This is a genomic window from Enterobacter cloacae complex sp. AR_0002 (assembly GCF_001922365.1).
In the GTDB taxonomy this organism is placed as follows: Bacteria; Pseudomonadota; Gammaproteobacteria; order Enterobacterales; family Enterobacteriaceae; genus Enterobacter; species Enterobacter hormaechei_C.
This window is the reverse complement of record NZ_CP018814.1, coordinates 97,809-121,103: the sequence shown is the minus strand read 5'-3', so window position 1 is coordinate 121,103 and position 23,295 is coordinate 97,809. Positions and strand designations below refer to the sequence as shown.

At 53.3% G+C, this 23,295-nt stretch carries 33 protein-coding genes and 1 other annotated feature; of the genes, 5 read left to right on the top strand and 28 right to left on the bottom strand.

All coding sequences use genetic code 11. The annotated features are described in order from the left end of the window. Nucleotides 1-80 precede the first annotated feature (80 nt). Nucleotides 81-206, top strand: a sequence feature (Phe leader region). Together pheL and pheA are read left to right on the top strand one after the other, a co-directional pair. Continuing rightward, nucleotides 82-129 (top strand): pheA operon leader peptide PheL, encoded by a 48-nt coding sequence (pheL, locus tag AM329_RS25330; RefSeq protein ID WP_100229775.1) that lies wholly within the window; start codon nucleotides 82-84, stop codon nucleotides 127-129. Its footprint overlaps the feature before it by 48 nt. 30 nt (nucleotides 207-236) lie before the next feature. After that, nucleotides 237-1,397, top strand: a complete 1,161-nt coding sequence (pheA, locus tag AM329_RS00775) for a bifunctional chorismate mutase/prephenate dehydratase (RefSeq protein ID WP_023314685.1) — start codon at nucleotides 237-239, stop codon at nucleotides 1,395-1,397. On the opposite strand, the gene AM329_RS00770 is transcribed toward pheA, so the two are convergent. Then, the gene (locus AM329_RS00770; protein WP_032609874.1) at nucleotides 1,394-2,266 is read right to left on the bottom strand and encodes an SMP-30/gluconolactonase/LRE family protein; all 873 of its coding nucleotides are present in this window, start codon (nucleotides 2,264-2,266) and stop codon (nucleotides 1,394-1,396) included. The two genes, pheA and AM329_RS00770, sit on opposite strands and share 4 nt — an antisense overlap. Between AM329_RS00770 and AM329_RS00765 the strand changes: the two genes are divergently transcribed. After that, a complete protein-coding gene (locus AM329_RS00765) occupies nucleotides 2,265-2,858 on the top strand; it encodes a hypothetical protein (protein WP_226866596.1) in 594 nt (197 codons plus the stop codon). The genes AM329_RS00770 and AM329_RS00765 overlap by 2 nt on opposite strands. 45 nt (nucleotides 2,859-2,903) lie before the next feature. Here the strand turns inward: AM329_RS00765 and AM329_RS00760 are convergent, their stop codons facing one another. The 8 genes from AM329_RS00760 to AM329_RS00725 form a co-directional block, all read right to left on the bottom strand. After that, nucleotides 2,904-3,125 (bottom strand): DNA-binding transcriptional regulator, encoded by a 222-nt coding sequence (locus AM329_RS00760; protein WP_023323577.1) that lies wholly within the window; start codon nucleotides 3,123-3,125, stop codon nucleotides 2,904-2,906. 76 nt (nucleotides 3,126-3,201) lie between these two features. Next, nucleotides 3,202-4,371 (bottom strand): phage late control D family protein, encoded by a 1,170-nt coding sequence (locus tag AM329_RS00755; protein WP_032609875.1) that lies wholly within the window; start codon nucleotides 4,369-4,371, stop codon nucleotides 3,202-3,204. Continuing rightward, a complete protein-coding gene (locus tag AM329_RS00750) occupies nucleotides 4,368-4,832 on the bottom strand; it encodes a phage tail protein (RefSeq protein WP_032609877.1) in 465 nt (154 codons plus the stop codon). Before AM329_RS00750 ends, AM329_RS00755 begins: the two co-directional genes overlap by 4 nt. Before the next feature lie 10 nt (nucleotides 4,833-4,842). Then, on the bottom strand, nucleotides 4,843-7,293 hold the full coding sequence (locus AM329_RS00745; RefSeq protein ID WP_032609878.1) for a phage tail tape measure protein: 2,451 nt from the start codon (nucleotides 7,291-7,293) through the stop codon (nucleotides 4,843-4,845). Then, a complete protein-coding gene (locus AM329_RS00740; protein WP_017382998.1) occupies nucleotides 7,283-7,405 on the bottom strand; it encodes a GpE family phage tail protein in 123 nt (40 codons plus the stop codon). Before AM329_RS00740 ends, AM329_RS00745 begins: the two co-directional genes overlap by 11 nt. Before the next feature lie 32 nt (nucleotides 7,406-7,437). Further along, the gene (locus AM329_RS00735) at nucleotides 7,438-7,761 is read right to left on the bottom strand and encodes a phage tail assembly protein (RefSeq protein WP_032609880.1); all 324 of its coding nucleotides are present in this window, start codon (nucleotides 7,759-7,761) and stop codon (nucleotides 7,438-7,440) included. 57 nt (nucleotides 7,762-7,818) lie between these two features. After that, the gene (locus AM329_RS00730; protein ID WP_023295232.1) at nucleotides 7,819-8,337 is read right to left on the bottom strand and encodes a phage major tail tube protein; all 519 of its coding nucleotides are present in this window, start codon (nucleotides 8,335-8,337) and stop codon (nucleotides 7,819-7,821) included. 12 nt (nucleotides 8,338-8,349) lie between these two features. Continuing rightward, entirely contained in the window at nucleotides 8,350-9,543 is a 1,194-nt protein-coding gene (locus tag AM329_RS00725) for a phage tail sheath protein (protein WP_032609883.1), read from the bottom strand. 228 nt (nucleotides 9,544-9,771) lie between these two features. Between AM329_RS00725 and AM329_RS26240 the strand changes: the two genes are divergently transcribed. After that, nucleotides 9,772-9,894: a hypothetical protein gene (locus AM329_RS26240; RefSeq protein WP_255344479.1), complete on the top strand. Its 123-nt coding sequence runs from the start codon at nucleotides 9,772-9,774 to the stop codon at nucleotides 9,892-9,894. Between the two features lie 23 nt (nucleotides 9,895-9,917). On the opposite strand, the gene AM329_RS00720 is transcribed toward AM329_RS26240, so the two are convergent. From AM329_RS00720 to AM329_RS00695, 6 genes are read right to left on the bottom strand one after another with little or no spacing between them, the layout of a single operon-like run. Next, nucleotides 9,918-10,349, bottom strand: a complete 432-nt coding sequence (locus tag AM329_RS00720) for a tail fiber assembly protein (protein WP_032609885.1) — start codon at nucleotides 10,347-10,349, stop codon at nucleotides 9,918-9,920. A gap of 1 nt (nucleotide 10,350) precedes the next feature. Further along, on the bottom strand, nucleotides 10,351-12,699 hold the full coding sequence (locus AM329_RS00715; protein ID WP_032609887.1) for a phage tail protein: 2,349 nt from the start codon (nucleotides 12,697-12,699) through the stop codon (nucleotides 10,351-10,353). 11 nt (nucleotides 12,700-12,710) lie between these two features. Continuing rightward, nucleotides 12,711-13,241: a phage tail protein I gene (locus tag AM329_RS00710; RefSeq protein WP_032609889.1), complete on the bottom strand. Its 531-nt coding sequence runs from the start codon at nucleotides 13,239-13,241 to the stop codon at nucleotides 12,711-12,713. After that, a complete protein-coding gene (locus tag AM329_RS00705; protein WP_023323586.1) occupies nucleotides 13,234-14,142 on the bottom strand; it encodes a baseplate assembly protein in 909 nt (302 codons plus the stop codon). Before AM329_RS00705 ends, AM329_RS00710 begins: the two co-directional genes overlap by 8 nt. A gap of 5 nt (nucleotides 14,143-14,147) precedes the next feature. After that, on the bottom strand, nucleotides 14,148-14,498 hold the full coding sequence (locus AM329_RS00700) for a GPW/gp25 family protein (RefSeq protein ID WP_023323587.1): 351 nt from the start codon (nucleotides 14,496-14,498) through the stop codon (nucleotides 14,148-14,150). Beyond that, nucleotides 14,495-15,136, bottom strand: a complete 642-nt coding sequence (locus AM329_RS00695) for a phage baseplate assembly protein V (RefSeq protein ID WP_032609890.1) — start codon at nucleotides 15,134-15,136, stop codon at nucleotides 14,495-14,497. Before AM329_RS00695 ends, AM329_RS00700 begins: the two co-directional genes overlap by 4 nt. A gap of 206 nt (nucleotides 15,137-15,342) precedes the next feature. On the opposite strand from AM329_RS00695, the gene AM329_RS00690 reads away from it, so the two are divergent. Next, complete coding sequence (locus AM329_RS00690) at nucleotides 15,343-15,855, top strand: hypothetical protein (RefSeq protein ID WP_032609891.1); 513 nt, start codon at nucleotides 15,343-15,345, stop codon at nucleotides 15,853-15,855. A gap of 78 nt (nucleotides 15,856-15,933) precedes the next feature. Here AM329_RS00690 and AM329_RS00685 read toward each other — a convergent pair whose 3' ends face one another. From AM329_RS00685 to AM329_RS00625, 13 genes are all read right to left on the bottom strand, one after another. Further along, a complete protein-coding gene (locus AM329_RS00685; protein ID WP_032609892.1) occupies nucleotides 15,934-17,307 on the bottom strand; it encodes a reverse transcriptase domain-containing protein in 1,374 nt (457 codons plus the stop codon). Next, nucleotides 17,282-17,839: an SLATT domain-containing protein gene (locus AM329_RS00680; RefSeq protein ID WP_032609893.1), complete on the bottom strand. Its 558-nt coding sequence runs from the start codon at nucleotides 17,837-17,839 to the stop codon at nucleotides 17,282-17,284. Before AM329_RS00680 ends, AM329_RS00685 begins: the two co-directional genes overlap by 26 nt. 251 nt (nucleotides 17,840-18,090) lie before the next feature. Next, nucleotides 18,091-18,543, bottom strand: coding sequence for a phage virion morphogenesis protein (locus AM329_RS00675; protein ID WP_032609894.1), 453 nt, complete (start codon nucleotides 18,541-18,543; stop codon nucleotides 18,091-18,093). After that, a complete protein-coding gene (locus AM329_RS00670) occupies nucleotides 18,536-19,003 on the bottom strand; it encodes a phage tail protein (RefSeq protein WP_023295244.1) in 468 nt (155 codons plus the stop codon). Before AM329_RS00670 ends, AM329_RS00675 begins: the two co-directional genes overlap by 8 nt. After that, on the bottom strand, nucleotides 18,966-19,211 hold the full coding sequence (lysC, locus tag AM329_RS26010) for an Rz1-like lysis system protein LysC (protein WP_072163360.1): 246 nt from the start codon (nucleotides 19,209-19,211) through the stop codon (nucleotides 18,966-18,968). The genes AM329_RS00670 and lysC overlap by 38 nt, the downstream gene beginning before the upstream one ends. Next, nucleotides 19,099-19,515 (bottom strand): Rz-like lysis system protein LysB, encoded by a 417-nt coding sequence (gene lysB, locus AM329_RS00660; protein WP_032609895.1) that lies wholly within the window; start codon nucleotides 19,513-19,515, stop codon nucleotides 19,099-19,101. Before lysB ends, lysC begins: the two co-directional genes overlap by 113 nt. Continuing rightward, nucleotides 19,515-19,946 (bottom strand): DNZ54_00345 family protein, encoded by a 432-nt coding sequence (locus tag AM329_RS00655; protein WP_032609896.1) that lies wholly within the window; start codon nucleotides 19,944-19,946, stop codon nucleotides 19,515-19,517. Before AM329_RS00655 ends, lysB begins: the two co-directional genes overlap by 1 nt. Beyond that, nucleotides 19,943-20,455 carry a lysozyme gene (locus AM329_RS00650; RefSeq protein WP_032609897.1) on the bottom strand — a complete coding sequence of 171 codons (513 nt, stop codon included), beginning with the start codon at nucleotides 20,453-20,455 and terminating at the stop codon, nucleotides 19,943-19,945. The genes AM329_RS00655 and AM329_RS00650 overlap by 4 nt, the downstream gene beginning before the upstream one ends. Then, complete coding sequence (locus tag AM329_RS00645) at nucleotides 20,439-20,660, bottom strand: hypothetical protein (protein ID WP_014170137.1); 222 nt, start codon at nucleotides 20,658-20,660, stop codon at nucleotides 20,439-20,441. The genes AM329_RS00650 and AM329_RS00645 overlap by 17 nt, the downstream gene beginning before the upstream one ends. Then, nucleotides 20,651-20,854, bottom strand: a complete 204-nt coding sequence (locus tag AM329_RS00640; RefSeq protein ID WP_017382979.1) for a tail protein X — start codon at nucleotides 20,852-20,854, stop codon at nucleotides 20,651-20,653. Before AM329_RS00640 ends, AM329_RS00645 begins: the two co-directional genes overlap by 10 nt. Further along, entirely contained in the window at nucleotides 20,854-21,360 is a 507-nt protein-coding gene (locus AM329_RS00635) for a head completion/stabilization protein (RefSeq protein ID WP_032609900.1), read from the bottom strand. The genes AM329_RS00640 and AM329_RS00635 overlap by 1 nt, the downstream gene beginning before the upstream one ends. 99 nt (nucleotides 21,361-21,459) lie before the next feature. Further along, nucleotides 21,460-22,215: a terminase endonuclease subunit gene (locus AM329_RS00630; RefSeq protein WP_032609901.1), complete on the bottom strand. Its 756-nt coding sequence runs from the start codon at nucleotides 22,213-22,215 to the stop codon at nucleotides 21,460-21,462. Between the two features lie 3 nt (nucleotides 22,216-22,218). Then, nucleotides 22,219-23,286 carry a phage major capsid protein, P2 family gene (locus tag AM329_RS00625; protein WP_023295252.1) on the bottom strand — a complete coding sequence of 356 codons (1,068 nt, stop codon included), beginning with the start codon at nucleotides 23,284-23,286 and terminating at the stop codon, nucleotides 22,219-22,221. Nucleotides 23,287-23,295: the final 9 nt, after the last annotated feature.

Genomic DNA, 23,295 nt, shown 5'->3' with positions numbered 1-23,295 from the left:
AACGCGCCTTCGGGCGCGTTTTTTATTGACAGGATCAAAACAGTGCAGGTACTTTAACCCTATCAATTTCAGGATGACCTTATGAAACAGACGCCGTTTTTCTTCGCATTCTTTTTTACCTTCCCCTGACCGGGAGGCGTTTCGTCGTGTGATAAAGAATGCGAAGACGAACAACAAGGCCTCCCACACCGGGAGGCCTTTTTTATTGATAACGATAAAATGAGACAGACAACACTATGACACCGGAAAACCCGCTCCTGGATTTACGCGTAAAAATCAGTGCACTCGACGAAAAATTACTGGCCCTGCTGGCCGAACGCCGCGCGCTCGCCATTGAAGTGGGCAAAGCGAAGCTCGAGTCCCATCGGCCGGTGCGCGATATCGATCGCGAACGTGATTTACTGGAACGGTTGATTCAACTCGGCAAAGCGCATCATCTGGATGCGCACTACATCACCCGCCTGTTCCAGCTCATCATTGAAGATTCCGTTCTGACGCAACAGGCCCTGCTCCAGCAGCATCTGAACAAAACCAACCCGCACTCTGCTCGTATCGCTTTCCTCGGCCCGAAAGGCTCCTATTCTCATCTGGCGGCTCGCCAGTACGCAGCCCGCCATTTCGAAGAGTTTATTGAGAGCGGTTGCGCGAAATTTGCAGACATTTTCAACCAGGTCGAAACCGGCCAGGCAGATTACGCCGTGGTGCCTATTGAGAACACCAGTTCCGGCGCCATCAACGATGTTTACGATTTGCTCCAGCACACCAGCCTGTCGTTAGTCGGCGAGTTGACCATCCCTATCGATCACTGTGTGCTGGTCTCTGGCTCAACCGATCTGAGTCAGATCGAAACGGTGTACAGTCACCCGCAGCCGTTCCAGCAGTGCAGCCAGTTCCTGAACCGTTATCCGCACTGGAAAATTGAGTACACCGAAAGCACCTCGGCGGCGATGGAAAAAGTGGCGCAGGCAAACTCTCCTGCCGTCGCGGCTCTCGGTAGCGAAGCGGGCGGCGCGCTGTATGGCTTACAGGTGCTGGAACGCAATCTGGCCAACCAGACGCAGAATATCACCCGTTTCGTGGTTCTGGCCCGCAAGGCCATCAACGTGTCGGACCAGGTCCCGGCGAAAACCACCCTGTTGATGGCGACCGGCCAGCAGGCGGGTGCGCTGGTTGAAGCGCTGCTGGTGCTGCGTAATCACAACCTGATCATGACGAAGCTGGAATCCCGCCCAATACATGGCAACCCGTGGGAAGAGATGTTCTATCTCGACGTTCAGGCCAACCTGGAGTCTGCATCCATGCAGAAAGCCCTGCGCGAACTGGGCGAGATCACACGCTCCATGAAAGTGCTGGGCTGCTATCCGAGCGAAACCGTGGTCCCGGTCGATCCGGCTTAATGTTCGATAAAGCGGCTTTTCTTCATCCCTGCCACATTTACAGGCAGGGTGAAGATGGCACCGGAAAGCGGGTATTTCTCCAGCTCCTCCGCCTCCATATTTTCCCGCGTGGTGGTGATAAACAGCGTTTTCATATCGTCGCCGCCAAAGCAGACCATTGTCGGGCAGCGTACCGGCAGCCGGTGCTCTTCCAGCTGTTCGCCTTGCGGTGAAAACCGTGCGATACGCCAGCCGTCAAACAGTGCGCTCCAGTAGCAGCCTTCCTCATCCATTGCCGCACCGTCGGGAATACCGTCTCCCTCGCTAAACCGGCGAAACTCTTCGCGCTTACCGGGTTCCCCCTGCTCATCAAGCGGCGTACGGTAGATCACACCGTTCGGCGTATCAGAAGTAAACATCCACCGTTTGTCAGGACTAAACGCTAAACCGTTATGCCCCTGGATATCGCACTGGATCACTTTCGGCGTCAGGTCGTTGTCGATACGCATCAACATGGCCCCGTTATAATCTCCCGGCCCCCAGAACGTGCCCGCATAAAACCGTCCCTGATGATCGGTACCGCCATCGTTAAAACGTGCAAGCTGCGGGTTGGATGGGTTATCGCAAACCTTACGCTGGAGCAGGCCGTGTTTATCGGTCAGCCAGATGGCGTTTCGCATCGCGACGATAAATCCGCCGCGTTCACGCAGGGCAAAACACCCAACTTCTTCATGGAATGAGAGCACCGAGTGTTCCGCGGTGGGCAGATGGTACCGATGGATCTCCCCTTCCAGGATATCCGCCCAGTAGAGCGCCTTCTCTTCTGCACTCCACGTCGGGCATTCAGGCAGATGCCCGGTATAGTTCAACAGCAGCTGCGGTTCAGCCATGACAGTTCCCCAAAATGAAAAAAGCCAGCAATGCTGGTTTAATTTTAGACGCAAAAGACTGAAACAAAAGGATTTGTTTCTGACGATGTCCACACGTCGTCCACACATCGAAAAAAGCCCTGCCATGTGCGGGGCTTTACTTTTTGTTTTAAGCGGTGCAAGAATAAGTCTCAACAATATGTTTAATAAGGAAATTAATTTGAAACCCTTCAAAACGGTAGTTTTGTTAGCCCTTACCCTGACTTCCTTCACCGCACTAGCAAATGATACTTCTACCTTGAAAAAGTCCCTTAAGCCATGGCAACCCGTAGAGGTCTCGAAAAGTGGCGACACATTGACGGTTGTTTTAAATGAGAACCAGATAACATCTGATGTGTATGAAACTGTTATCAGCTCAGGTGCCTGTATGGATATTTGGACAAAAGACGTCCCTACAAAATATCTTCAAACGGTTAAGGAGCTTCGTATTCTCAATAAGCATAAAGCTCAGGGCTATGTTTTGGAGAAACCGCTAAGCACCTGTAATGAAATGGGTAAAGAGCAGCCCGAAAGAGCCAAAGTTATAATGCTTGCAAACACTCATCTTTTTTGACTAATCGCATATAAAAAGCCCCGCATTTGCGGGGTTTTCTTTTGGTCACATCCAGTGGATTTGTTGCTGGCCTGACTGCGTAGGGTGCGGCGGCGCTGGTACCACTTCACCCGGCGAAACGATAAAGCGCTCGACCGTCTCAGTGGTGACGAACGTGCAACTGCAATTGATGTTTGTGCACTGATGATACCGCTCTTTTGTCGTATCGGAAAAATAGCGACTTGTGCGAGCGTGGGCGGCGTAATGGCATTTAGGGCAGTGGAACATGGCGAACACCTCAGAGCGTTATTGATGAACCAATTTTAACCATTAAATCTTTACATATCAAATACATATAATACATTTATTGCGTTAGATCTTCGCTTTCATACTCTACATCCGAAACCTTAACCTCAAGCTCTAAGCCCGTCGTGTAGCCGCTCCCGTTAAGGTAGTGCACCACCCGGCTGATTACCCAGGCCTGCTCGTCTATAACGCGCTTAAAGCCTCTGACCGCTATCGGTGTCTCAGGAAATAAATCTGCCCGACCAATAGCCAGCGAGATTGAAAACTCCGCGACTCCGCGCTGAATTTTGTCCCACTTCGCCTGAGCTGCACGCATGGCCTGCGCCTTTGTCGCGTAGATGGTCGTCAGCTCCAGCACGTTCTCAGACTCACCGACCATATACTCGCCCTCGCGCGCCTCCTGCTCTTTTTTGGCTCTGGCCTTTGAGGTGGTTTTTGTCGCTTTTGGATGTTGCAGCGCGCGCAGGTGCTGCTCCTTCGGCTTGCGCTTGAGCTTCACCTTTTGCTTTTGCGGCTTCGGGTCTTTTGTGTGCAGCCATTTCGCCGTTACGCCGGTGTAGGCTTCGCGGTCAGCAATCGCAAACTGATGACGGTCGCCGTCGCCGCGTTCGATGGTCATCTGCGGGATGGGCTTGCCACTGGCCGTCCTGCCGGTACCGGCTTTCAGGAACAGCAGTTTCCCCGCTTTCACCGACACTGATGCACCGTTACGGTCAGCCAGGCGGGACAGAAACACCGCGTCGGATTCCTGCGCCTGGTCAATATGAGGCACGGGGATCGCTTTCAGCGTGTCAGCCACGCTGGCCGTGAGTTTGTTGCGCGCTGCGATGGTCTCAACAATGACACCGAGCGTGGTGTCATGCCATGACTGTTCCCGGCGGGAGTTCAGCGTGCCGCGAAAATCAGCGCTGCGCCCCCTGATGGTCAGCGTATCAGGCGCGCCACGGTGCTCGATTTCGTCGACCGTGAAACTGCCCTTATTCAGCAAGGCTGAGCCCTGCCAGCCCAGCCACAGCGTCAGTTTTGCACCGCGCGGCGGCAGCTCGACAAGCCCGTCGGTGTCGTCAAGCTCGATGTCGAGCTGGTCAGCCTCGAATCCACGATTGTCCGTCATGGTCAGACTGATTAGCCGGTCGCTGAAATTCTGCGTGATATCATCGCCATCGAGCGTGAGCATAAACGCCGGAGCAATCTGCGCCCCGGCCTGAATATTCAGACCCGTAATCATCCCGCCAGCCCTCCAATCCAGTTACCGGCAGACGTCACCAGATTGTCGGCCTGCGTTTTCAGGTCGCCGTAAATCGCCGCGAGCGAGTCATCGACCCGTTTCAGCGAGAGGCTAAACTCAATTTTTCTGGCCGCGCCGTCGCTGAATAATTCGGTGTGCGTGTGGGTCACTTTATCGATGACATACATACCGTGGATCATGCCCGTTCCGTCAATTAGCGGCCATGCCCTCCCTTCGTCGGCCATCAGTTCGACAGTCGTCAGCGACAGGCGTCCGCCGGTGATTTCGGGGTACAGCACGCCCGAGAGCGTGCGCGAGGTTTCCCCCTCGCCGAGATACTGATAAGCCGGGGGTTTACCGATGCGGTCATTTGACGCCCATCGGTAATCCTTCGAATATTGCATGGACTGATGCGGCAGCGTGCGGCGTTCAAACACAAATAAACCCAGTACCATTAACATGTTTTAGCCCTCATCCGTCATGGCGCATACTTGAGCGTTGGCGTGCTCTTTCTTCCCGGTCGAGTTTTTCGACTGCTTCCCGAAGCTGCCGGTCGAGGTCAGTTCCCGGCGCAACGCCACCCGACAGAGTAATGTTGTATTCACGCTTGCTCTGGTCGACATAGGACCGGCCAGCAGGCGCCGTCACTGGCTGGTACATCTGATAACCGCCATAAACGGACGTCTGCGGAATATAAGACCCGCTTTGCGCACCGGCTGCGGCACTGGCTTTAGCGGCAGTCTGGTCGAGGCCGTCCGACTCTTTTTTGATGACCCCGAGCTTTTCCAGCAGCCAGTCGACGCCACTGCGTAACTTATTGAATGAACGGAGCGGCAGCATCAGCGCATCAGCCAGTGTTTTGCCGACCACCACACCGACATTTTTGAAACGATCGAGCGTTTCCTGTGTCGCCTTAACCGGTGCTATCAGGTCAGTGAACCACTGCCAGACCCCGCGCAATTTCTCGATGATGGAATCAAACACCGGCGTCAGCGGCGAGAAGATTTCCGCCACCGGCGCAAATGCCGCTTTAAGCCCCTCCACCACGCCCGAAAAGAATGCGCTGATGGGCTCCCAGTATTTACGAATCAGGAGCGCCCCGGCCACCACCGCACCGGCGACCGCGACCACCGGCAGACTGATTGCACCGACAGCAGTCACTATTGCGCCACCGGCAACGGTAAAGACCGTTCCCAGCAGACCTGCGGCGGCGATAATGGCGTTAATCCCCATCACCACCGGCCACGCAATCAGGCCAATCCCGCCAATCACACCAATCAGCGCCAGTGCGCCACCGGCTACAACACCGATAGTGGTCGCCAGTGATTTATTGCGGGTGATCCAGCCATCGAGTTTCAAAACATATCGCGTGGCCGTCTGCGTCAGTTTGCGCAGAGCGTCGTTTTGCTGGTCAAACAGGTCAGTTCCCACGGCCTCATAAGCAGACTGAAACTCTTTAAAGTCGCCGCCGAGATTGTCCTGCATGATTTTGACCAGCTCCTCGGTTTTACCGTCCGAAGCTTTAAACGCTGCGGTGAGTTTGTCGAGCTTGCCGGTTGACGCTGCGGTCATCAGCACCGCTGCCGCCGAGCTGGCCTCTTCACCGAAGATGGTTTTCATGTACTCGCCGCGCTGGCTGGTACCGAGATTGTTTTTCTCAAAACTGCGCTGCATTTCCTTCAGGATGGAAAATATCGGGCGCGTGTTTCCTCTGGCATCAGACGTTTTGACGCCGAGCTCTTTGATAGCCTCAAAGGCTTTACCGGTCGGCGCCTGTAGGCGGCTCAGGATTGCACGGCTACCCGTTCCCGCCATCGAGCCGGTAATTTTCGCATCGTGCAACGCACCGACCATCGCGGCGGTTTGCTCGATACTGACCCCGGCATTTTTCGCCACTGGCGCGGCATAGGTCAGCGCATCACTCAGCCCGTCAAAGTCGGCGGCGGTTTTGTTCATCGTCATCGACAGCACGTCGCCAATGTGGGCGATCTGGTCGTTAGAAAGCTGAAACGCAGATTTCATCCCTGTCAGCAGGGCGGCGTTTTCCTCCATCGAGCGCTGATTCGACAATGCCATATTCAGCGTGACCGGCGTCGCCGCCTGAATGGCATCAGCATCCCCGCCACTTTTGGCGATGATGATTTGTGCACTCGCTGCATCGTCCGCAGATGCGGCGGTATTGTCACCGAGCTGCCTGGCTTGTTTGCGTAACGCCTCCATTTCGGGCGACTGTTTGTCGACGCCGAGCACAGCTTGCAGCTCAGAGTTTTTCTGTGCAAACGAATAGCCAGGCATCAGCAGTTTTACCCCGGCCATGGTGCCAGCCGTGGCAATTCCGACACCGGCAGCACCAGCCGCCGCCGCACTACCCGCAAGGGATTTACCGGTCTGATACCGCTCTTTAACCCGGCTCAGCTTTGCCTGTTGCTGACTGACCCGCGCCAGCGCCTCACGTTGCCGGTTAAGCTGCGCAGTAGTCTCACTGATGCTGGTTTTAAGGCGACGCTCGTCAGCCGACAGCGTGCGGGTGTTTATCCCGGCCTGAGCAAGCTCGGTGCGCTGGCGCTGTACCGACTGCCTGAGCCCGTTATATTTGAGTTGCAGGTCAGCGGCGGATTTTTTTGCCGCCTCCATCGCGCGCGCCTGCGCTTTGGTGGGGTTTTCCGTGTTTTTAAACTGGACGGCAAGCTCTGCGGCCTCCTGTTTCGCTTTATTAAGCGACTGACCGGTCACGGCAAGCTGTGCGCTCGCTTTCCTGAATCCGTCGATTCGGGACGCCTGCGCGTTAAGGTCGCGCAGGGTCGTCTGTGAGTTGCGGATATCGCCAGCGAGGGATTTGCTGGCGTTCTGGATAGCTTTTAGCGGTCGGCTTGCCCGGTCTACTGCGTTAAGCAGTACCTCGATTCTGACGTTATTGCTCATAGTGGTTTCCGCTTCGCTGTAGCGCCTTGTCGCGCCATGTGAGGAGCTCGGTCACGCTCAGGGAATACAGCTCTGATGGCGGCCAGTGAAAAATCACCGCGATATCCGCCATCAGGTCATCGACAGAAAGTTTTGCGGGGAACGTCAGCGAGCCGAAGATGGCGACAAAAAACCAATCACCTCAGCGGCGAACTGCATCAGGTCTGAGGCATCGAGACGGGCAATTTCATGCTCGGTGAGTGCCGGGTAGGTCATACGCGGCAGCACCTTAATCAGCGCGTCAACGTCAGAGCTTGCCAGCGAGGCCAGCGACACCCCGCGCAGGGTTCCCGCGTTAGGTTTTGAAACCGTCACCTCTCCGATTTTTTGCTCACCGCGCATGAGGGGGTTATCGAGGATCACGACGTGTGGCTTTTTGGTTTCGGTGACTTCAGTTTCTGTAACGCCGGTTTCGATGTTGTTTTCCATGATGTTGCTCTCGTCAAAGTTAAGTGACCGGCCAGCCTGACTGACCGGTTAAGGGGGTTACAGGCCAATGGCTTTGCGATGCTCTGCCAGACGGTCGACGCCGTCGACTTTCAGCACCATGTTGATGACGTCAATCTCGATGACCTCCCTGCCGTCAATCGTGAGCTGGTAGTACGCGCATTCGGTCGAGATTTTGGTCGTGCCGCTTTCGCCCTGTTTGTTTTCGCCGCCGTCGTACTCCTTGTGACGGCCACGCATGACCACCTCAACGGCAGAAATCGCGCCGGTGTCATCGCGTTGGTATGAGCCGGTAAAGCGCAACGGTACGCTGTCCGCGCCCGGTGAGGCGTACTGCGCCCACAGCTCGACGTCAGGCAGACCGCCGAGTGTCCACTCGCACGACAGCGCATCGTCATCGAGACCGAGGTCAATCGACACCGAGCCCGGCATCCCGCCGCCGCGGTATTTCTCAAGCTTACGGGTCAGCTTTGGCAGGGTGACGGATTCAACAACGCCCATGTAGCTCAGGCCATCGTTGAACATGTTCAGGTATTTCAGCTTGCGTGGTAATGCCATGCTCAGAGCTCCTTAGCTGTTGACCGACTCTGACAGGTTCGCCAGATAGGTATCAGTGATGCGCTGGCGCAGGGTCAGGTTTTCCAGCGGCGGGACGGGGGTGTAGTCGTAATCGATATACAGTTTCCCCACCTTGAGCGTTTCCACGCTGTTTGACTCCGGGTCGTACCAGCAGAAGCCGTCAACGATATAGCCGTTGTTTTTCAGCTCGCGGAATTTCGCATTGATACCGGCGACGATGTCGCGGATAAGCGTTGCGGTGACGGGTTTATCAATCGCCCAGGCGTGCGCCTCCGCCATCGTGTCGGCCAGCACCTGCGCCGTGCGGGTGTAGTTTTCAAAAAGGAATAACGGATCGTCGGAGCAGGTACGGTTGCCCCAGAATTTAAAGCCGTCGTTACGAATCAGCGTGGTGACACCGGCCTGATTCAACAGATTCGCGTCGGTGGCCTTCTCCTGCAAGTCCCACGAGACCGAGGCACTGACGCCGGTGACGCCATTCACGCCGACGTTAGACAGCGTTTTGTGCCAGCCCGTCTCCTGGTCGATTTTGGCACGCAGGCCGAGCGCGCGGGCGGTCGCCCATGCAATATCGGTCTGATTCGCCGTGGTGTCCCACGCCAGAAAATCAGGGTGAATGACCATCAGCTCGCGCTGGCTGAAATTCTCACGGTAGGCGATGGCTTCGGAAATGGTCTTGCAGCCCCACGCGCTGATATAACCAAATGCGCGCAGGCTCTGACAGGTCGCCGCGAGCGCGGTCGCCACTTCCAGAGAATCCAGCCCCGGCACGCCGAGAATACGCGGCTTGACGCCGGTGACGGTTTTGGCGGTCAACAGCGCTTTAAGCCCGGTGTATTTGCCGTTTTCGTCGGTCGTGCCGATGATGTTGGAAATGGTTTCTTTCTGCGCCGCTTCCGGGTCGTCCGGGTCTTCAATACCTTCGGCAACGCGCACAACCACAACGACCGGCTTGCACTGGTCAGCAATGGCTTGCAGGGATTTTGACAGGGTGCCGAGCTTACCGGCTTTACCGATAGCGTTCTGCACGCTGGTAATCAGCACCGGCTCATTTAGCGGGAATGTTGAATCGTCAGCATCGCTGGCGGTGCAGACCATGCCGATGATAGCCGTCGAAACGGTGGAAATGGTGCGCGTGCCATCGTTAATCTCGATGACCTCGACGCCGTGATGATAGTCGCTCATCCGTTTAACTCCGTGGTTAAGGGGTGCAACTATTTTCTGTTGTGTGTGAGGTGTGAGAAACGAAAGGCCGTTGGGGGAATGACAGCACAACGCACAGCGACCGGTTGTGGTGTGCGGGAATGGTTATTGATCGTTATCAGCGATCAATAACGGTTAATTGATCGCTGATAACCATTATCAATGAATGGGTATTGTCGCTATCGTTTCGCCATTAACGAGGAAGCGATAATGACGATTTTACTCTGGGTTATTGGTTGTCTGGCTGCATGGTGGCTCTTTGGCTTTTGCTGGCTCAGACTGTTTGTCGGTGATGAAACAGAAAAAGACTATGAAGAATGCCCCTATGATTAAACCCGCTTAACGCGGGTTTTTTATTACTCTGTTAACGGCGATTCAGGCCATTCAATTTCGTCAGGCTCACTGGTATCAACCCGGTTAAGTAAAACCCGGTATTTCTTCCACGCCGACAGGCTCGCCATTTCCTCTTCTGTCGCCATCGACAAATCGACCGCATCCTGCAATGGTGCTATGGCCTGAGCTGCAACAGACAAGAGCTGCGCCTTTAATGCCTCAGCTTTTTCGATAGCTTCCTCGCGGGTAGGCGGCGCGATGTCGACCCATTCCATACATTCTGATTCAACATTGTACCGAGGCGCTTTCCGGTCAGGTGAAACCATAAAGGTTTCATATTCGGCATCGGATATTGCCATCAGGTCTGACGGCACGGGAATACCCTGTTCCTCATAGGTTCTGACAGTTTCCTCAAGGTAAAAGCTTTTATCTGTATTGCTGAAATATTTCTGCATATCAGTAACCCGTTACGTTTAAATAAAATGTTCCATTGCAGTTATGGGTTTCAATTTTCACCTGATTTTTACCGACAGGCGAACAGAGGTAAAAGGATGCGGAGTTATTACCCCCTGCACCGTGATAACTCGAACCGATACCGAGAATCCCGTTAGGGAACGACGTAGGTAGTGTCACGGTTACAGTGGCATTGTTGCCGACCGAGATATTTCTCACAGACTGCATAAACACAGCACCGTTGCCGTGCGTGTAGTAAGCGCTGTTATTGCCTGTCGTCGTTTTACCAACCCCGTAACGCGCATCCGACTCCGCTTTGGTATAAGCCTGACCCGCCGGGGTGTAATTGCCCTTTGGCTGATAGGTGTTTCTCAGATATGCATCAAGCCACTGGTTTCCCCATTTCGAACCATAGATATTGCCGTCAGCAGTGAAGCGGGCTTTGCCTCCGCCTGCCTGTACTTCACCGCTGGAATACACAATACTTCCATTGATTCGCCCATTTACGACCAACTGAACACCGTTTGAGGGATGACGTTCAATGTAAGCTTTCCAGCCGGCATCATCTGCAAATTCTATCCTGTTGCCGCGACTCGCATCACCGCCCCAGTAAATTCGGCCGTTTCGGGGGTTGGCGCCAGTTTTCTCAGACGTGATACCACTACCGTTTTTAAAGGTGAGAGTGCTGCTTACTGATGCGCCTGCATTCATGTTGAAGAGCATATAACTCGTTATGCCACTGTTCAGGAATCGCATTACCTGCTTGCTGTTGGCATAAACATCCAGCACACCATCTCCGTTCTGTTTGAAACCGGTGTCATTATCGCCCAGAGCAATAGAGTTCCCCCCAAGGCCGCTGACCACACCCAGCCCAAGACCGCCGTTAACGACTGCACCATTACCCAGCGTCACTCTGCCATTAGTGAGATCTGCATAAAATGGACGCAGTGAACTTATGCCGCCATTTTCCCCCTGGTCTTTTGCTGTCGGAATTAGGTAAAAATTATTTTCTGAACGGCGAAAAATCATTCCGTATGCCGCATCGTAAATGCGCAACGCATCAGCAGCGCGAATCTTAAGCCCCCCGGTCATTGCATCGCCGCCCTTATTCACGGCATTAATATCAGCCGGGGAGGGTTTATTGGCCGCATCATACTGTTTAACCCAGGCTGACCACGTCCCGCTGTAAAGCGAGCGAATGTACGAGCGGGAGCTGTTATAAATCCGGTAAATCTGCGTGATACCGGCATGCTTATAAACTTCCAGCGAACCGGCGTTAGCTTCTGGATAGTTCCTGCCGGTTTGAGCCTGCGCGTTCGCTGGCTGGTAATACAGTCCCGCCGTGGTGTAGGCGTTCAGGTCGGCGGCATTGCCAATTGCCACGGCCTGCCCGTTGAAAATATCCTGCGCCGTAATGCTGATATCGGAAGACAGCGCCCTGCCGTTTACCTTACGCCCTGACGGTACGCGCCCGTTGGCGTTGTCATTCGCGGCCTTAACGGCTTTCGGCGTTGCCGCCAGCGCCTCAGACGTGCTGTCGGTCGCGCTACTGAGCTGGACAATACCCTTTTGCGCCGTGGTGGCGTCCTGAGCCGTATATTTCCCTTTCGCAAGGTCATACGCCGCTTTAACTGCTTTCGGCGTCGCTGCGACGCTCTCAGACGTGCTGTCGGTCGCGCTACTAAGCTGGACGATACCCTTTTGCGCCGTGGTGGCGTCCTGAGCCGTATATTTCCCTTTCGCAAGGTCATACGCCGCCTTAACTGCTTTTGGCGTCGCTGCGACGCTCTCAGACGCGCTGTCGGTCGCACTGCTTAACTGAGTGAACCCCTTAGCGGTGAGCGTGGCGTCAGGATGGCGGCGGGACTTCTCATGCTCAGCGAGCTTGTCGTCGACGTAGTCCTGCGTTGCCATCACCGTTGAGGTGTCGATGGTCAGCTCGACTGACTCGATGTCGCTCACCATAATTACCATTCGCACGGTCTGCGCACGGCCTGACCCCTCCGCCAGCGCTGGCTTGTAGCTTTCGGCCATATTACCGACCGCTATCAGCGTGCCGGTGTCGTCATAGAGTCCGAGCTCACGCATCCAGAAACCGCCGGTCTCAGGCGGGATGAGCAGCTCCGCCACGACATAATTTTTGTGCTTATTGTCCTGGCTGATTTTGTTCAGCGCATGACGCCAGACCTCTTTAACGAGTTTTGTCTGGTTTGGGTCAGGCACCGGCAGCGTACCGCCGCCGTCACCGACGGCCATCGCCGTAAAATTGACTTTTTTCCCGTTCGGGACGGTCGCTGCGGCCAGCTTGATTGCACCGGCTTTGGTGATGACCGTTTTATATTTCACTGTCATTGTGCTCTCACTTATCCGGGGTAAACCGTGATGATGTCGCCGTCATAGCTCAGGGCGCCGGTGTACAGATAGCCGGGAATGTCCTGAATAATATTGAGGCCGATAAGATGGCGGCTGGCTGGCTTTGCATCGGCAATAAGCCGCTCCATTTCGTAATACATTTCCTCGGTGATGCCGGTCTCCAGCACACCGATATCGAGTCGAAACGTGCCGGGCGGATCGTTTGTCTGCCACCACTCAGACACGTTTATCAGGTAGCCGAGCGGCTCCACGACGCGGCGCACTGCCCCAATCGTTCCTTTGTGTGCGTGGATATACCAGGCATTGCGGATCACATCCCGTTTGGTGGCCTCCGGCCAGTTCTCATCCCAGCGGTCAACGGAAAACGCCCACGCCAGCCACGGCAAGAGGTTTGCCGGGCAGTCGTCCGGGCTCCAGAGTCGGCGCAGGGGGACGGGGGTATTTTCGATTTCAGCGCAGGCGCGCGCCGCCGCCAACTCAAGCGGCGAGGAGCCAACCGGCAACAGTCGTGTGTCATTCATCATTACCCCCTATGGTGACGCTGTACTCGCTGCACCATGACGCCTGCGTTTCATCGAGAACGATGTCAGCCACCGGCGCGGCCAGCTCGACACGCTGCACGCCCTCGACGTGGAGCGCCGCATAGATGGCCGATTTACGGATGTCACGCCCGAGCCGGTGCTGCGCGGTGATATACGCCTGTAACTTTGCTTTTGCCGCACTGAGCACAGGCTCACTTTCGGGGCCGGGGTAAAGGTAAAGCGATGCAGTGATTTTGTAGTCGACGATTTTCGCTGACTGCACGGTCACGCGGTCGGCCACCGGCCTGACGTCCTCGTCGTTCAGGGCATCGCGCACGATAGCGAGCAGCTCGTCAGAGGCCACGCCGTTATTTTCACGCGACAGCACGGACACGGTCACACACGCAGGCTCAGGACTGATGACGGAAATATCCGCGACACGCCCGTCGGCGCTGCGGCCATGAAACTGATATGCACCGGTTGAGCCTGCGGTACTCAGTCCTTCAAAAGCCTGTTGGATGCGCAGACGGTAGTCTGTATTCGACTCCATTACGGCTGGCGTGGGCGGAAACGTCGTGTCGTCTGCCGGGGTGATGACGAGGCGCTCGACGTTATAATTTCCGCCTATCTGGTCAAGGTCGGCATCTTCTGCATACGCCAGCATGACCGCACGCGCGGCCTCGTTGACGCGCTGGCGCCAGATAACCTCCCGATAGGCGTTTTCCTCCAGCAGCTTAACAATCGGCTCTGATTCGAGGGTCAGCGTGCGCGCGACTGCCTCCTGTTGTTCCTCCGGGTATAACGAGACGAGCGTCGCCTTGCGCTCTGCGAGGATGGTCTCATAGTCCAGCACTTCCACGACATCAGGCGCGGCGAGCTGGTTAAGGTCAACAATTGCCATAGCGTTTAACTCAGTGGAATGGTGAGGGAAAAGGGCTGGCCGTTAGCCGAGCGCGTGCCGGTGATATCGACATACAGCCCGCCGTCGGTCTCCGACCGCTCAAAGGTGATGGTTGTCAGACTGACGCGCGGCTCCCACTTCTGGATCGCGGAATAGCACGCGGCCATAATCTGCAATCGCAGTGCCGGTGTCTGCGGCTGGTCAATCAGTGCAGACAGAAGCGAGCCGTATTCACGGCGCATGACACGCGAGCCAACCGGCGTGACGAGAATGTCGCGCACGCTTTGCCTGATATGCTCGACCTCAGAGATACTGAGGCCGGTCTGGCTGTTCATTCCCAGATAACGCACCGTCATTGCGTCCCCTTAGTCCAGCTTCCGCCGCTCTGTACGTTGCCGTGTGCATGGTCATCCACCTGCACGCCGTTTGAGGTCAGTTTCCCGCCGGTGTGCTCGATGTTCCCGGACATCTTCCCGCCTTTCTGCACTTCGAGCGTGCCGGTCGTCAGCTTGTTGGTACACAACACCTCGGGTGAATCGAGCGTGATACGGGTCGAGGCTTTTACCAGCACCACCGGCACGGTGGCCGTGATGGAATCCGACGCAGTAACGTCTGCGGTTTTGATACCTGACACGGTGAGCGCACTGTTTTCGGGTTCGTACTCAATGACCGCGCCATCAGGGAAGGTAACGTGAAGCGCATCGGGTGAGGCTGACGGCGCGGGATTGTCATCTGAGAAAATGCCCGGCAGCACAAAGGCCGTATCGAGCTCACCGCCGATGGCCAGCAATAACACCTGCTCGCCAACGGACGGAGCCCACCACACGCGAGAGCGACCGGCGCGACAGGTGAGCCAGTTAAGCCAGGTGGTTTGCATGCCGCCGGTCTGGACACGACACAACCCCTCGTCGTGGTCGACGTCGGTTACGATGCCGGTGCGGATGAGGTTGCGGATCGCCCGAGCGATTTCCTGTAGAGAATTTAAATTATTCATACGGGAAGGATGCCGCCGGGCAAGGCCAGCGACAATTAAGTCGGGTTTTGTGGCGGATGTAACAACAAACGATTTTTTCTCTGCAAAATTCGGCAAATGCCTATCTGATTTAAATTATTTGCTCCATAATGAATTATGTGATTGTTATTCGATAATGACAATTTATTGCGATATAACTAAGTTGATTACATATCCAGCAGGTAATAATGAATAAATCAGAACATTGTAAAGAAGTATACGCTTATTTTGGATTGGCCATGTTCCGCGCACAATGCGTGGAGCAATCAATAATTCAATTGCTTATCTTTTTAGTATTTTTTAAAGAAAACGCTACGAAAATTTCGTCAATAGAAAAATGGGAGCTGGATTTTGATAATTTTGATAAAACCATGTCAAAGAAAACCATGGGGCATCTTTTAGGTGCGCTAAGGGATTTAGGGGTTCTAAATGAAATAATTGAAAGCACACTATCAAAAGCCTTGATTAAAAGAAATTGGCTAGCGCATGGTTATTTCGCAGATCGCGCCATTGAGTTTTTAAATGAAAGAGGTAGAAATCAAATGATAGATGAGCTTGAGGGTATCATAGAGTTGTTTAACTTAGCTGAGGACCTTCTTCAGCCGATTTCGAATAAACTTGCATTGCAGTATGGTTTAACTAACGAAAAGCTGGAAGAAATAAAAAATGAAATTTACCCCTCTGAAATTGATGATATATAATTAAATTTAGGCGCTGTTCACAAACCCATTGATAGTACAATTCATTTCACAGGTATTGATGAGCAGCACCAATGCACATCATGAAAAACCAGAAATATCTTGTTCAAGCTCTTTAACAGATGAGTTTATTTTATACTTAAACGTTCTGACTACTGACGCTGCACTCAAACTATTTGCCTTTTCCTTACCTATCCATAATGCAATAATTTCTCTTTGCTGTTCGATTGCTAAGTCATCAAAATTCGGGATATATTTATGTGAGTTTTTTTCTCCTCGCCGCCATTCATAGTATGTTTTAATTAATGACTTTGGTTTAATGTCTGACTTTAATCCAAAGCGTTTCACTAGGTTATCAATAGTATGATTGACACACCTAAGCTGAGTTGTAGTAGAAATCTGAGAGAAGTAAGCAACCCATCCCATTCTCTTACCGTTAAAAATACATCCAGTAATGCGTAGATTAAGCTTCCACTGGCAATATGCTAATGCCTTTTCTTTTTCTTTCTTGCTTTCAGCCCTAACGAGAGCGTGTCTATAGGCAGTAAATATCTTTGCCAGAGATGACTCAAATCTTAATATGCTGTCCTTTTTAATACTTATACCCTTATCGCTAATTTCGTAACCCAAAAAATTGAAAGGAACACTTAGTATACCTACTACAGATTTAGATCCCTCTTCTTCGAGTGGATGAGGTGAGAGACCAATATTTTTCAATTTATCGATAATTAAATTGGCTAAATCAGATGCTCGACCGATTGGAGTAAGCACTAAAATATCATCAACGTATCGTTTATACCAAATATCTTTGATACCTTCGATTTCAGCATCAATATTTTGAAGTGCGATTTCTGCTAAAATATTTGAGATCGATAAACCTTGAGGAACCCCTCTCAAACTTGCGGCGCTTCCTTTACTTCCTTTTGACTCATTAACTGTTGGAGTGGAAATAGCCTTATTAATTAGCAGGCGAAATTCAGGCTTTCTAATTTTTTGCTTAATTGACGCCGTTATTAATTCATGTGGTATGGAAGGGTAGAAATTTTTAAGATCAATCTTAGCAAATTCATAATAATTACCAGATTTAACAGCATTATCAAGTGATTCAATTACTACCTGAGGTAGTGATAGTTTCGCATCAGGATATACTTTAACTAAAGCATCGCATAGAGCTCGTAATGTTATACGATCTCGTACTGTAGGAATTGATATTTGCCTAGGAAATGCATGAGCTCCTTTAGAGATTAACTTTTCCTTATAGGCAGTAAATTTGTAATTACCATTAAAAACTTTTTTGGATATTAGAGAGACTTCTTTAGCACATTCCTTTTCAAACGAAGCAGGCCTAACCCTATCAATACCGATAGCACCAGTTTCTTTAATTTTATCAAAATATAAGGATCTTAGGTATTTTTCACTAAAACACTTTTTAAATACCCGCGCCGCATTGCTCATAAAGACACCATCCAATTATTAGAGGGGCAAGATATACCAAGATTAATATGATATATTTGATTACGCAAGTAATATATACATGTGCAAACTCTTTCCAGTCAGGCTTGCGAGTAGTTAAAGCTCTAAAGTTTTTCACTCGAAAAACCTTATCATCCATATCGCTATGATTATCTACCTCATTAAGCAACTCATTATATTTAACTATATCTTCGCTTGCTGTCTGCCCTCTGGTATAGATTACATTATAAAGGTTTTGTAATGCCAAATAATTACCGCGCATGTTAATTGCGCGACCGCGAAAGTTTCTGTTTGCAACAGATAATGACACACCAAGCAAAGCAATGGATAAAATAGCGCTAAAAATATCTGTATCACTTCCTAGCAACGTAGGGAATCGTATAACAATAACCGACAGGGCTGCACCTAGCACTGCATACCAAACTAGAATAAATTGTGAATGAGAATCCATCCATTCCAAGCGATGGTAGGCTTGAATTCTTGCCTTATAAGTAAACCATACTTTATCTAACATGAGATATCTCCATTTAAAAGAAGAGAGAGGCAGGAGGGTTTGGATACTTTGAACATCCCGTAGGATCATGAGTTAAACTCAACAGCTAACGCTGTTCTTTATCAGAGCCGCCCTTACTTGTAGTAAGAGGAAATGCCTGCCTCTCTCTCAGCTTTTATATACCATGACGCTGCCTATGAATCAACCTACAATGATAGGACGAATACGGCAGATATGATCTAAAACACTATATAAATATTTTAGGTTTTAGATTAAACCTCATCTATTTTTTTTAAAATGAAATTCTCAATAGCACTTAAATCTTCCTTACAAAATCCTAATAGCTGTCGTTCCGGGTACTGCATAACCTTAGCATTAGGGTTTGGCCTGTCTTTGAGGCCGTACTGATGGACGCGCGCGATACGCTGCACTTTTCCGGTAAATTCCACCACAGCACCGTTTTCACGGCCACTGGTTTTCATGTACCGGTTAGTGCGCAGTTTTTGAAACATCGCCCGTTTAATTCGACCTTTTTTGGCTCTCAGGGGCTGGCGCTTTCGCGCCTGATACGGTGAGCCATCGGGGGCTTTTTGCTGTTTGATACGTTGCTGTTGCGCCGTTCTGAGTTGCTTCGCAATCTCACCGGCAAGCTTCCGACGCCCTGCGGGTGACAGGGCAGCAAGCAGCCCCGCGAGCTGGTTATCAAAGGTTTTAAAGTCACTCATCCCACTTGCTCACCAGTTCACCGTTGATATAGAGCTCTTTTGGACGCGTGACGGGTTCAGGCGGTGGCGGCTCCGGGGCATAGCTCACATGCAGCGCGCCGTTTTCCTCCCTGATGATGGTGCGCTCGGTGAGCTGGAGGCTGATACTGATATCAACCGTATCCTCGTCGTTTAAATCCATCTGGAAGCGGTAGCCCTTTTTATGCCCCTCATCGAGCGTGCAGATATCCGGCTGGTTTTCCCTGAGCCACGCCGCCACCGGCACGAAAATCAAATCAGGGTCGCCAACAAAATCGCACACGATCACATTCAGGGTGTAAATTTTCTCGTGGGACAGGGAGGCCGCGAGCCGTGCATCGATATTCCCCTCGTCGGCAAAAATGCGCATCATCTCGGGGTTGGTTTTAAGCTGCGGGACGGCGTCAGTTAGCGCTTTTCGCAGGCTGATTGCTTTCTTCATCGAGTTTATCCTGACAGGCTTTGACGGTTTCAATCTGTAACGCGCAGGCGGCGAGCGCGTGCTCAAGCCTGCGGATATCTGCACTCAGGTCGCCATTAGTGGCCGGGTCGCTTCCCGGCATCGGGCAATAGCTCACTTTCGGGCAGGCGCTGTAAACAATGACCGGCGGAGGCGCAACCGGCGCGGGTGTGCAGCCTGCGCACAACATCAGGCAGCTCAGCGCTGTACCAGCGGCGTAACGTTTCATTTTCATTCATCAGTCTCGTAATGGTTTCTTCCCGGCGCACGGCCATCGCACCGGCAGCAATCAGCTCACCACGTAAACTGACCTGTGCGGTTTCATTTTGCCTGGCGATTCCCTGCGAAACGGAAAGCTGATTTTTCAGCATTCCGATCACGTTTTTCTGTTCGGTCGCGACCTTATTTGCCCGGTCAAATGAGCGCCGAAGATTACCGTTCTCATGCTTTAACCAGAGCACAGCCGCCAGTGCCAGACCTGCGGCAATCAACATCACAATGAATCTGGACACAGCCCCGCCTCCTCAATGCGCTGACGGTATGAGGTGCGCACCCCCGTAAAGGTCAGGACGCAAATCAGGTAAAGCAGCGCGGTAAAGATCCAGCCAGCGCCGAGCAGACACCCTATGGTTACGACAAAAATAATAAGAGACCATGCGCGACGCGCCTTTGAGGGCTTGTTGCAGAAAACAGCGCGGAAGATTTTCATTATTCCGGGTTTTACCGGAATACCTTTCCCCGCATTTCGTAGCCAGTGGTCAAAAACAGCCACACCGGCGAGGCTCGCTGTAATACAGACAACACAGCCAAACAGCGCCCACGCTGCAACAAAATTAAGTGCTGCACTTTGCGGCGAAGCCAGCCCCCATAGCAGGAATACAGCCAGCAGAACATCTAACATCAGAGAACGTAAAAATTTTTTCATTGAGAAACTCCTTTCATACAATAAGCACGCTCACGCGCGCGGCGATTTTCCAGCCCTTTATTGATTGAGCCATTCACATAAACCCAGCGGGTGAGCTGGTCGCACGCCTGCCACCATTGGTGACGCTTGAGGTATGAGACCAGCGTCGACCGGCAGGCCGCGCCGGTTCCCACATTGAATGAGAAGCTGACCAGCGCGTCGTAAATGTGCTGCGGCATTTCTACCGGCACGCAGACTGCGAGACGCTTCTCGACGTTCATCACATCCGCGACGAGGTTCGCCGCCGCCTGACGTTCTGTGATTTCCCCTTTCGGGACGACACCGGCAGTGTGGCCGATGCCTGACGTCCACACTCCCGCGCTGCACTGGTAAGGCGTCAGGCGACAACCTTCGAGGTCGGCAATCAGCGCCAGCCCCTCGGGCGAGGTGTTAAGCAGACGAAAGTCAGGCATCAGCGCCGCCAGCGCCAGCACTGCGGCCACACTGCAACGTTTAACGATTGATTTCACGAATAGCCCCCTTGTCGAGTCCGAGTGACGTCAGATAGAGGTACGTTTTGCGCTTAAACCAGTAATTCGTCAGCGCGGTAAAAATGGCGCATCCGCCGCCCACGTAAAGCGCCATCTTTTCGGGCGATATTGCGCCGAGGTACGCCAGCGCGACGGCCAGCCAGTAGGCGATAAACGTGGTGATTTTCTCCATACTCAGTCCCATAGATTCACCGTTTCGGTTCTGGCCGCGCTGTCGGTCTCGGGCAGTTCAATTGCCGTGCCGTGTGGCAGGATGACGCCGAGCTCAGACAGGCCGGGATTCGCTTCTAAGACGGTTTCGACCACGCCCTCGGTGCGCCCGTAGTACCGCACACAAATCGCGTCGAGGGTGTCGCCCTGTAGCGCATACGCTTTCATCAGATTTGCCCCACAATGCAGCGCGCTTTGTCCTGGATGCGCGCCACAGACCAGCGCATATCCCGCCACATTTCATCGATAGTGCTGTCGATGCTGTCGGCCTTTTTGTCGCCTCTGGCGGTCGCATCCACGCCGCGAAAACGCTCGTAAAGCGTGGCGGTCGTCATGGCACACACGGCGTTGAAGTAATGGAATACGCGCACGCTTTCGCCGTCGAGCCTGTCGGTCGGGACATCCGCCAGTGTGGCGTAACCGGCATCGAGCTGACGCTCGCGCCATTCGCCCAGCTCCGCGTTCGTCTCTGCGATGGCGGTTTTAATTGCCCGGCGCAGGCGCACAGGGGAAACGGTCTGCTCTAAACGCATTTCCTCACGCACGCGCTTCGGATCAACATCAGGAAAAAACGGGGTGTTTTTGATTACCGGCTCGCTCACGCCCGGCGGCGGTATCACCACGCCCGGCACATCCTGCGGCTCTTTGTTTTGCTCAATAATCAGCGTCGTCATGACAACCTCGGGTAATAGGTGGGCGGTGGACGCCGGTCGCAGTCAGGGCAAATGATACCCGCATTGACCGGCGTGCCGCCCGGCTCGGGGAGCGCTCGGTTAACCTGCGGCTTTTGCCGCCTTTGGTGGACGCCCGCGCCGTGCCGCCGGTTTAGCGGCAGGTTTGCGCGTGCGCGGTTTAGTCGTTTTGGTTTTTGGTGCCGGTTCGGGTTTTGGCCTGAGCTGGCGCGCTAACTGCTCGATATCCTTTTTCACACCGATAGTGCGCTCTAACTGGATCGCACGTTGCAGGTGTGCCAGCGCCTCGGGGAGTTGATTCGAATCACGCAGGACATAGCCGGTGATTTTGTGCAGCTTTGCGCGCACGATATCGGGCATGTCAGCGCGTTCTGTCAGTGCAATAGTGTCGAGCAGGCTCGCCAGTTCGACCGGCTGTTTTGCAGCAAGCAGGCGCTGCGCGGCCAGTGCCACCTCTTCGGCCAGCAGGTAAGGCGTAGGACGTCGACCGGTCGGCATGGTCAGACCCCAGGTCATGGCGTAACGGGCAATCTCCAGCGCCCCGGCGATATCGTCAGCATCGAGACGCCACAGCATGACCGTCATGACGATGTCATCCTGTGCGCCCTTGCCGTTTGCGAGGACGCCAGCGACCCACGGCAGGTAGAACGGCAGCAGCTCGCGCTTTTTGTCTGCCTTTCGCTCATTGGATCTGATTTGTTTCAGCGTGCGGTTGTCTGCGGCCAGCTTAACGAGCATCTGCTCATAGGCAGTTGCATTGCGCAGCGGGACAGCAGCCCGCCGCGCTGTTTCAGAGGCCGAGACCCGCATCATGTGACGCGCTGCGGGACTCGTCATGGCTTACTCTCCGCTTTCCGGTGCAGCAGGTGCGGTGAAGTCACCTAGCTTGATATTTTCAATCAGGCAACCGGCAGCGTATGCCTCGACCACGTAATCGGTATTCATTGACTCGTAGTTTTCGATGCGGTCTTTCTTCGGGTTTTCGATGATGCTGCGGCGATGCGCGTCATCCATGAAGTAGATAGACAGGTTATCGAGACGCGTCACCATCAGGGCATTCGCCGGGAAGTAAGGCACGCGCACGGCTGGCAGGTTGCCGATTCGCTTCTGGCTGATGATGATGTCAGCGGCCAGCGACTCGCTGTTTTCCTGCTCTTTGTTGACGATAGGGAAGTATTTATCCGCCATCAGCTTGCGACCGGTGATGACAACCAGCTCCGGGTCATCCTGATAAATCTCGTCAATCAGGTTGCCGGTGGCATCCATGACCAGCGCGTCGAGGTTCGCATAGTCGCCGTTTTTACCCACGCGGATCACATCGGAAATGACCGCGCCGTCCTCGTCGGTGATTTTTGACATCACACGCGCTGGCGCTTCATTGCGATACTTCTGCAACCAGCCCACCGCCACATCCTGAAGCATCGGATTTTTTTTGCGGTCAGATTTTGCGGCACGCTCAATGCCGTTGAAACCGGCCATGATGAAATCGAGCGCCTGACGCTTGATAATGGCGTTACGGATACGGGTCTGGAAGTCCTGGAATCGCGCCCACAGGTCGAGCTGTTTATAGCGGATATGGAAGTCAAAGTTAATCTGCGCGCACTCGTATTTGTTGGACTCCAGCGCGGTAAAATCAGCGGTTTCACGCTCGCCATCGCCGTCAGTATCGGCGGTGCTCGCGATTGTGCCGTTAACGCCCACACCGACCTTTTCGCCTTTCAGCTCGTCGACCGGCACGATGTTGATTTTCGTAAGGAATGAGGACGATTCCTGCACGGTGTCCATCATGGTTTGCGTGACCGACGGCTCGACGGTAAATTTCTTCGCCACGTCATCGGTGGAAATGTCGTTCAGCTCCGCGACGCGGGTCAGGTAGGCATTGAATTTAAAGCGGGTTTGTTTACGCATGGTTTTTCC

Bases quoted from the DNA above. Each gene is read 5' to 3' on its own strand.
- AM329_RS00675 (WP_032609894.1), bottom strand. From the start codon at position 18,543: ATGAGTGACTTTAAAACCTTTGATAACCAGCTCGCGGGGCTGCTTGCT.
- lysB (WP_032609895.1), bottom strand. From the start codon at position 19,515: ATGTTGATTGCCGCAGGTCTGGCACTGGCGGCTGTGCTCTGGTTAAAG.
- AM329_RS00630 (WP_032609901.1), bottom strand. From the start codon at position 22,215: ATGACGAGTCCCGCAGCGCGTCACATGATGCGGGTCTCGGCCTCTGAA.
- AM329_RS00715 (WP_032609887.1), bottom strand. From the start codon at position 12,699: ATGACAGTGAAATATAAAACGGTCATCACCAAAGCCGGTGCAATCAAG.
- AM329_RS00700 (WP_023323587.1), bottom strand. From the start codon at position 14,498: ATGACGGTGCGTTATCTGGGAATGAACAGCCAGACCGGCCTCAGTATC.
- AM329_RS00755 (WP_032609875.1), bottom strand. From the start codon at position 4,371: ATGATTACGGGTCTGAATATTCAGGCCGGGGCGCAGATTGCTCCGGCG.
- AM329_RS00695 (WP_032609890.1), bottom strand. From the start codon at position 15,136: ATGAATAATTTAAATTCTCTACAGGAAATCGCTCGGGCGATCCGCAAC.
- AM329_RS00745 (WP_032609878.1), bottom strand. From the start codon at position 7,293: ATGAGCAATAACGTCAGAATCGAGGTACTGCTTAACGCAGTAGACCGG.
- AM329_RS00725 (WP_032609883.1), bottom strand. From the start codon at position 9,543: ATGAGCGACTATCATCACGGCGTCGAGGTCATCGAGATTAACGATGGC.
- lysC (WP_072163360.1), bottom strand. From the start codon at position 19,211: ATGTTGTGCGCAGGCTGCACACCCGCGCCGGTTGCGCCTCCGCCGGTC.
- AM329_RS00670 (WP_023295244.1), bottom strand. From the start codon at position 19,003: ATGAAGAAAGCAATCAGCCTGCGAAAAGCGCTAACTGACGCCGTCCCG.
- AM329_RS00765 (WP_226866596.1), top strand. From the start codon at position 2,265: ATGACAGTTCCCCAAAATGAAAAAAGCCAGCAATGCTGGTTTAATTTT.
- AM329_RS00770 (WP_032609874.1), bottom strand. From the start codon at position 2,266: ATGGCTGAACCGCAGCTGCTGTTGAACTATACCGGGCATCTGCCTGAA.
- AM329_RS00690 (WP_032609891.1), top strand. From the start codon at position 15,343: ATGAATAAATCAGAACATTGTAAAGAAGTATACGCTTATTTTGGATTG.
- pheA (WP_023314685.1), top strand. From the start codon at position 237: ATGACACCGGAAAACCCGCTCCTGGATTTACGCGTAAAAATCAGTGCA.
- AM329_RS00730 (WP_023295232.1), bottom strand. From the start codon at position 8,337: ATGGCATTACCACGCAAGCTGAAATACCTGAACATGTTCAACGATGGC.
- AM329_RS00655 (WP_032609896.1), bottom strand. From the start codon at position 19,946: ATGAAAAAATTTTTACGTTCTCTGATGTTAGATGTTCTGCTGGCTGTA.
- AM329_RS00680 (WP_032609893.1), bottom strand. From the start codon at position 17,839: ATGTTAGATAAAGTATGGTTTACTTATAAGGCAAGAATTCAAGCCTAC.
- AM329_RS00710 (WP_032609889.1), bottom strand. From the start codon at position 13,241: ATGAATGACACACGACTGTTGCCGGTTGGCTCCTCGCCGCTTGAGTTG.
- AM329_RS00740 (WP_017382998.1), bottom strand. From the start codon at position 7,405: ATGGCGGATATCGCGGTGATTTTTCACTGGCCGCCATCAGAGCTGTAT.
- AM329_RS26240 (WP_255344479.1), top strand. From the start codon at position 9,772: ATGACGATTTTACTCTGGGTTATTGGTTGTCTGGCTGCATGGTGGCTC.
- AM329_RS00685 (WP_032609892.1), bottom strand. From the start codon at position 17,307: ATGAGCAATGCGGCGCGGGTATTTAAAAAGTGTTTTAGTGAAAAATAC.
- AM329_RS00760 (WP_023323577.1), bottom strand. From the start codon at position 3,125: ATGTTCCACTGCCCTAAATGCCATTACGCCGCCCACGCTCGCACAAGT.
- AM329_RS00640 (WP_017382979.1), bottom strand. From the start codon at position 20,854: ATGAAAGCGTATGCGCTACAGGGCGACACCCTCGACGCGATTTGTGTG.
- AM329_RS00645 (WP_014170137.1), bottom strand. From the start codon at position 20,660: ATGGGACTGAGTATGGAGAAAATCACCACGTTTATCGCCTACTGGCTG.
- AM329_RS00735 (WP_032609880.1), bottom strand. From the start codon at position 7,761: ATGGAAAACAACATCGAAACCGGCGTTACAGAAACTGAAGTCACCGAA.
- AM329_RS00750 (WP_032609877.1), bottom strand. From the start codon at position 4,832: ATGTTAATGGTACTGGGTTTATTTGTGTTTGAACGCCGCACGCTGCCG.
- AM329_RS00635 (WP_032609900.1), bottom strand. From the start codon at position 21,360: ATGACGACGCTGATTATTGAGCAAAACAAAGAGCCGCAGGATGTGCCG.
- AM329_RS00625 (WP_023295252.1), bottom strand. From the start codon at position 23,286: ATGCGTAAACAAACCCGCTTTAAATTCAATGCCTACCTGACCCGCGTC.
- AM329_RS00720 (WP_032609885.1), bottom strand. From the start codon at position 10,349: ATGCAGAAATATTTCAGCAATACAGATAAAAGCTTTTACCTTGAGGAA.
- AM329_RS00705 (WP_023323586.1), bottom strand. From the start codon at position 14,142: ATGGCAATTGTTGACCTTAACCAGCTCGCCGCGCCTGATGTCGTGGAA.